This window comes from Moraxella equi (assembly GCF_002027555.1).
GTDB classification, from domain to species: domain Bacteria; phylum Pseudomonadota; class Gammaproteobacteria; order Pseudomonadales; family Moraxellaceae; genus Moraxella; species Moraxella equi.
Genome location: NZ_MXAP01000120.1, coordinates 1 through 6963, shown reverse-complemented (window position 1 = coordinate 6963; position 6963 = coordinate 1). Strand labels below are relative to the sequence as shown.

Annotated in this window: 5 protein-coding genes; all 5 read left to right on the top strand. The window is 39.3% G+C overall.

All coding sequences use genetic code 11. The features are described from left to right. The first annotated feature begins 157 nt into the window (after positions 1-157). Positions 158-694 carry an SMI1/KNR4 family protein gene (locus B5J93_RS11080; RefSeq protein ID WP_079326434.1) on the top strand — a complete coding sequence of 179 codons (537 nt, stop codon included), beginning with the start codon at positions 158-160 and terminating at the stop codon, positions 692-694. Positions 695-908: 214 nt separating this feature from the next. Continuing rightward, a complete protein-coding gene (prpC, locus tag B5J93_RS11075; RefSeq protein ID WP_079326433.1) occupies positions 909-2069 on the top strand; it encodes a bifunctional 2-methylcitrate synthase/citrate synthase in 1161 nt (386 codons plus the stop codon). Positions 2070-2178: 109 nt separating this feature from the next. Then, complete coding sequence (locus tag B5J93_RS11070) at positions 2179-2892, top strand: Hint domain-containing protein (RefSeq protein ID WP_079326432.1); 714 nt, start codon at positions 2179-2181, stop codon at positions 2890-2892. 69 nt (positions 2893-2961) lie between these two features. Continuing rightward, positions 2962-5544, top strand: coding sequence for a Fe/S-dependent 2-methylisocitrate dehydratase AcnD (gene acnD / locus B5J93_RS11065; RefSeq protein ID WP_079326431.1), 2583 nt, complete (start codon positions 2962-2964; stop codon positions 5542-5544). A gap of 77 nt (positions 5545-5621) precedes the next feature. Next, positions 5622-6938: a PIN-like domain-containing protein gene (locus tag B5J93_RS11060; protein WP_079326430.1), complete on the top strand. Its 1317-nt coding sequence runs from the start codon at positions 5622-5624 to the stop codon at positions 6936-6938. The last annotated feature ends 25 nt before the right edge of the window (positions 6939-6963 follow it).

Here is a 6963-nt window from a genome sequence, read left to right as displayed (position 1 = left end):
TACGACACGAACTTATCTTGGTGGTTGCCCTTATGGTTCTAAGGTGCGTACAAGATGTGGATAACAGGTTTTTGCTTATTATACCTTAAAAGGGGTATACAAAGGTGCGTAACACGCACCATTTAAAGAGTATCTTAATTTTAAAAGGTAAAAATTTATGAGTGAAACATTTAAAGATTTTGATTTTGAAAATTTTTGGGATAATGATGAATACGCCCAAGAAGCCTATATTAGCGAGCCATTTTCTGATGAACTGTTATTAGAAATTGAAAATGAACTTGGATTTAAATTACCAGAAGATTATATTGAATTTATGCGTTATCAAAATGGCGGTACGCCCTTTAATACTTGCCATTCAACTGATACACCGACTTCTTGGGCAGAAGACCATATTGCCATTACAGGTATTTTTGGCATACATAGAGAAAAAGATTATTCACTCTGTGGTGAACTTGGTAGTCAATTTATGATTGATGAATGGGGTTATCCTAATGACTGTGTTTATTTTGCAAGTTGTCCGTCAGCAGGACACGATATGGTTGCATTTGATTATAGCAAATGTGGCAAAAATGGCGAACCTTGCATTATCCATATTGACCAAGAATGTGATTATGAAAAAACATTTTTAGCAAAAGATTTTGCAACCTTTATTAAAGGTTTAAAAAATGATGATGAATTTGATTTATATGAATAATTTTAAAAACGGTGCGTTATATGTACCTTACGCCAAACCCAAAACTTTTTAAAAAATTTAAATATCCCAATGAGTTTTAAAAAGGATATTTAAAAAACGGATAATTATTAAGCGTTTTAATATCATTATCCAAAAGCCGATAATTTATTTAACATTTTTAAAAAAAATTAAAATAAATTATCATTTTCCCATTAAGGACAAAAGGAACACTGCTATGAGTGAACAAACCCTACCCAAAATTGACGGCTTTAAGCCCAAAAAATCAGTTGCCCTAAGCGGACAAATCGCAGGCAATACCGCTCTTTGTACGGTTGGTAAATCGGGCAATGATTTGCATTATCGTGGCTATGATATTTTGGATTTGGCAAATAATTGCGAATATGAAGAAGTCGCTCATCTTTTAATTCACGGACATTTGCCAAACCGCTATGAATTAATTGCCTACAAACAAAAATTAAAATCAATGCGTGGTTTGCCAATTCGGGTCATCGAAGTATTAGAAAGCCTGCCTGCTCATACGCACCCAATGGATGTTTTGCGGACGGGTGTTTCAATGCTTGGCTGTGTTTTTCCAGAGCGAGAAAGTATGCCAACCAGCGAAGCCCGTGATATTGCCGATAAATTATTGGCGTCTCTTGGTTCTATTCTTTTGTATTGGTATCAATATAGCCACAATGGCAAACGTATTAGTGTAGAAAGTGAAGAAGATTCTATTGGCGGACATTTCTTGCATTTATTGCACGGCGAGCGACCTGATGAATATCACAGAAAGGCAATGCATATTAGCCTAATCTTATACGCTGAGCACGAATTTAATGCGTCCACATTTACCAGCCGAGTGATTGCAGGCACAGGTTCGGATATGTATTCGTGTATTTGTGGGGCGATTGGGGCGTTAAAAGGTCCAAAACACGGCGGAGCGAACGAAGTCGCTTATGACATTCAAAAACGCTATCGTAGCCCTGATGAAGCCGAAGCCGATATTAAAGAACGCATTGCCAAAAAAGAAATCATCATCGGCTTTGGACACCCTGTTTACACCATTGCCGACCCAAGAAATGAAGTGATTAAACAAGTTGCCAAAGATTTAAGTGAAGAAACAGGCGATATGCGACTCTTTGACATTGCCGAGCGATTAGAGACGGTAATGTGGAATGAGAAAAAAATGTTCCCGAATTTGGATTGGTTCTCTGCCGTGTCTTATCAAAAAATGGGTGTGCCTACTGCAATGTTTACCCCGCTTTTTGTAATGGCTCGCACCGCAGGTTGGGCGGCTCATATTTTGGAACAACGAGCGGACGGTAAAATTATCCGCCCAAGTGCTAATTATACAGGCCCTGAGAATTTAAAATTTGTGCCGATGAATGAAAGATAAATGGTAAAAATATAAGGTGCATTTGGGAGAATGTGCCTTATATTTGTTTAATTTTTAAGTTATTATAATGCTTTTTAATCAATATTTCTTTAAAAATAGGACAGTCATAATGTCAAATCAAGGTTTTCCTGCTGGTACTTTGGTACATACCGATAAAGGGTTAGTGCCAATTCAAGAGATTAAAGTGGGTGATATGGTGTTATCTCGTCCTGAATTTGGCGGTAGAGATGCTCCAACTGAATATAAGCGTGTTTTAAGAACTTTTTGTTTGGGGGAAAACGCAATTACACAAATTTCCTATATTACCGAAACAGAGCCTTTAATAATCAAATCAATCTATTTAACAGACAATCATTTGGTATGGGTTCAATCCGATAATAAATGGACTTCAACCATTGATTTACAAATAGGTTCAAAACTTAGCTTTAAATCCCAAGACATAAATGCGTATTTGATTGGAGCTGTTGAAGTTTTTGAAGTAGCTACTAAAACAAGAGATGTAGTTGGTTTGGTTCACAATAAAGACTTTAATGATGAATGGGATCAAGGTATTGTAATAATTTCATCAGAAGGTTTAAAAACATTCTATATTAGTGATCTTAATGGAGAAAGCCTAGAAGAGACTTATAACGGAGAATATATTTATGTTGATGATTTTCCAAAAATTTCTTGTAGTAATCAAAATCCATTTAATAACTTGCTTTCACATACTTACAATAAATTCAAAACTTCTATATATAATTTAGAAGTAGAAGACTATCATACTTATTTTGTTGGTAAAGACGGTATTTGGGTTCATAATGCTAATTTTATCAAGGCATAACCCCTACCCAAAACTCAAAATAGCGTTTATTATTTAATTTTTCACAGCCAAAGAAAAGGAAACTTAGCAATGAAAAACTACCGTAAACCCCTACCAAACACCGAGCTACATTATTATGATGTAGAACAGGCGATTAACGACATTCGCCCCAATGCCTATGAACGCTTGCCCTACACCGCCAAAGTCCTTGCCGAACAACTGGTTCGTAACGAAAACGATGACCCAAAACTCCCTGAATACTTAGGACAACTCATTGACAATAAACAAGAATTAGACTTTGCTTGGTATCCTGCACGGGTGGTATGCCACGACATTTTGGGACAGACCGCCCTTGTGGATTTGGCGGGGCTACGAGATGCGATAGCCCTAGCAGGGGGCGACCCGTCCAAAGTCAATCCTGTGGTACAAACTCAGCTGATTGTTGACCACTCGCTTGCGGTGGAACACGGGGGTGATGACCCTGACGCTTTTGCCAAAAACCGTGCCATTGAAGACCGCCGAAACGATGACCGTTTTGACTTTATCAATTGGACAAAAACCGCCTTTGAAAATGTCGATGTTATCCCTGCGGGTAACGGCATTATGCACCAAATCAACTTAGAGAAAATGTCGCCTGTGGTGCAAGTCAAAGACGGTGTGGCGTTCCCTGACACCTGTGTTGGCACGGACAGCCATACGCCACATACGGACGCATCGGGCGTGATTTCGGTGGGCGTGGGCGGTCTAGAAGCCGAATGCGTAATGCTTGGACAGCCGTCAATGATGCGTACGCCTGACATTGTGGGCGTGCATTTAACAGGAAAACGACAGGCGGGCATTACAGCGACCGACATTGTCTTGGCATTGACCGAATTTTTACGAGCCGAGCGAGTGGTTGGGGCTTATCTTGAATTTTTTGGCGAAGGGGCGGACAGTTTGTCGGTGGGCGACAGAGCGACCATTGCCAATATGACCCCTGAGTATGGGGCGACCGCAGGGCTATTTTATATTGACCAAAACACTTTGGATTATCTCACCTTGACAGGGCGAGAGCCAAGCCAAGTCAAATTGGTGGAACAATACGCCAAAACCATTGGACTGTGGGCGGATAAAATGACAAAGGCGGTCTATCCACGAGTATTGCAATTTGATTTATCAAAGGTAACTCGTAACATCGCAGGCCCTAGTAACCCACACGCACGCGTGGCAACGGCAGATTTAAAGGCAAAAGGCATTGCAGGGACGGTAGAACATCGCACAGACGGACTAATGCCTGACGGAGCGGTGATTATCGCAGCGATAACCAGTTGCACCAACACTTCCAACCCAAGAAACACCGTTGCCGCAGGATTATTGGCAAAAAAGGCAAATGAACTTGGGCTTGTTCGTAAACCTTGGGTTAAATCGTCCTTTGCCCCTGGTTCTAAGGTTGCTCGCCTTTATTTAGAAGAAGCAGGGCTTTTGTCTGAGCTTGAAAAATTGGGCTTTGGCATTGTCGCTTATGCCTGCACCACTTGTAATGGTATGAGCGGTGCATTACGACCAGAGATTGAACAAGAAATCATCGACCGTGATTTGTACGCCACAGCTGTATTGTCGGGCAATCGCAACTTTGACGGACGCATTCACCCACAAGCAAAACAAGCGTTTTTGGCAAGTCCGCCCCTTGTCGTGGCGTATGCGATTGCTGGGACGATTCGTTTTGATATTGAAAACGACCCATTGGGCTTCTATAATGGCGAGCCGATTTATCTAAAAGACATTTATCCAAGCGATGATGAAATTGATGACATCGTGGCAAAATGCGTAAGACCTGAGCAATTTCGTGAAATTTATATCCCAATGTTTGATTTGGATAAATCACAAAAAGCAAGCAGTCCGCTTTACACTTGGCGTGAAAAATCCACTTATATTCGCCGTCCGCCCTATTGGGAAGGGGCATTGGCAAAAACTTGCGAACTTAAAAATTTACGACCGCTTGCCATTTTGCCTGATAATATCACGACCGACCATTTATCGCCGTCCAATGCCATTGTCAAAAATTCGGCGGCGGGCGAATATTTGGCAAAAATGGGCGTGCCAGAAGAAGATTTTAACAGTTATGCCACGCACCGAGGCGACCATTTGACCGCACAACGGGCGACTTTGGCAAATCCCAAACTCTTTAATGAAATGGTCAAAAACGCTGACGGCACAACCCGTCAAGGCTCTTGGGCTCGCATTGAACCAGACGGGCAAGTGGTGCGAATGTGGGAAGCGATTGAGACCTATATGGAGCGGGGTCAGCCTTTAATCATCATTGCAGGGGCGGATTATGGGCAAGGGTCAAGCCGAGACTGGGCGGCAAAAGGCGTACGGCTTGCAGGTGTGGAAGTGATTGTCGCGGAAGGCTTTGAACGCATTCACCGCACCAACCTTGTGGGAATGGGCGTGTTGCCATTGCAATTTATCAACGGTCAAAATCGCCATACGCTTAACTTGGATGGTACGGAAATTTATTCGGTACAAGGGGAAATCTCGGCTCGCTGTGAATTGGAGCTTGTCATTGAACGCAACAATGGCGAGACCCAAACCGTGCCTGTCTTATGTCGCCTTGATAGTGATAGCGATGTGAGAACTTATAAGGCGGGGGGTGTGCTTAGGGAGTTTGCGAGTAAGTTCTTAGATAGCTAAAAATTTGTAAATCGTGTAAGGACAAGGCAATTTTGTGGTAGAATTGTCTTGTTCAACTAATTTTTTAGGATTTAGTGATGAAAAATTTCAGACAATATCGTTATTTTGACTACACCCAAGAAGAGTATAAGCAAATTTGGGAAACAGCCACATTTGTATTTGATACAAGTGCTTTGCTTAACTTATATAAGTATAAAGAAAAAACAAGAGATGAATTTTTTAAAACCCTAGACAAAATTAAGGATAGGCTGTGGATTCCGCATCATATTGCTTTGGAATTTAATAAAAATAGACTTACAGTTATTTCTAATGAGATTGGAAATTTTTCAAAAATAATAAAAACTATATCTGGGCTAGAAAGTCATTTGGCGAGCAATATAAATAGTTTATCTTTAAAAAAGACTCATAAAATTGATACAGATAAAATTTATGAGCAAATTAAAAGTCTTGCTGAAAAAATCAATAAAGATTTGGAATCTCAATTGGAAAAAGAGATAAAATTAAAGGGAAAAGACCCCATTAGAGATAAAATTTTTGAATTGTTTGACGGAAAAGTTGGTTCAAGACCAACAGAACAAAAAGCAATAAATGAGCTTGAAAAAGCAGCCGAAAGACGCTTTAAATTAGAAATTGCACCTGGATTTGGAGATAGAAATAAAGATGAATTATGTTTTGATAAAGGTTTACAATATCAAAAAAAGTATTCAGATTATATTATTTGGCAACAAATTTTGGACAACGCAAAAAATATTGAATCTAAAAATTTAATATTTGTAACTGGCGATAGTAAAAAAGGCGATTGGTTTTTAACCATTGAAGCAAGGGGGGAAAAGGCAATTCAGCCGAAACCTGAGATTCTTGATGAAGCACTTAATGTTGGCGGATTAGATAACTTTTTAATGTATGATACAGAATGTTTTATCACATATGCTGGACAATATTTAAGTCTAAATATTTCCCAAGAAGTCATTGAAGAAGTTGGTAGTGTCAATAAATTTCCTGATACTCAAAGCAATGAAAACTTTGTTCCAAATTTTAAAAGCAGAACACATTTAAGTGCAGAGAAAATGCGTGCTTTGATGAAAGCTCAAAAAATAAAAGAAAGAATTACTATTGAATTAACTAGAAACAAGGGACTATTAGATTATCCACATCAAGTTTTAGATTGTCCAGAATGCTCATTGGAAACCTTAGTTCCTAATATTGATAGTTATACAGGATACAGATGTTTATATTGCAAAAATGAAGAGTCTAACGATATTTTGCAATCTTGTGATTCTTGTGGAGCTGAATGGAGCTTAGGAGATTTGCATTATTTTGAAATAAATGATGAAATTGCCGAATATTTATGCCCTGTTTGTTGCAGACACCCTGATTATGTTAATGATGATTAAATAAAGGTACGTAATACGCACCTTT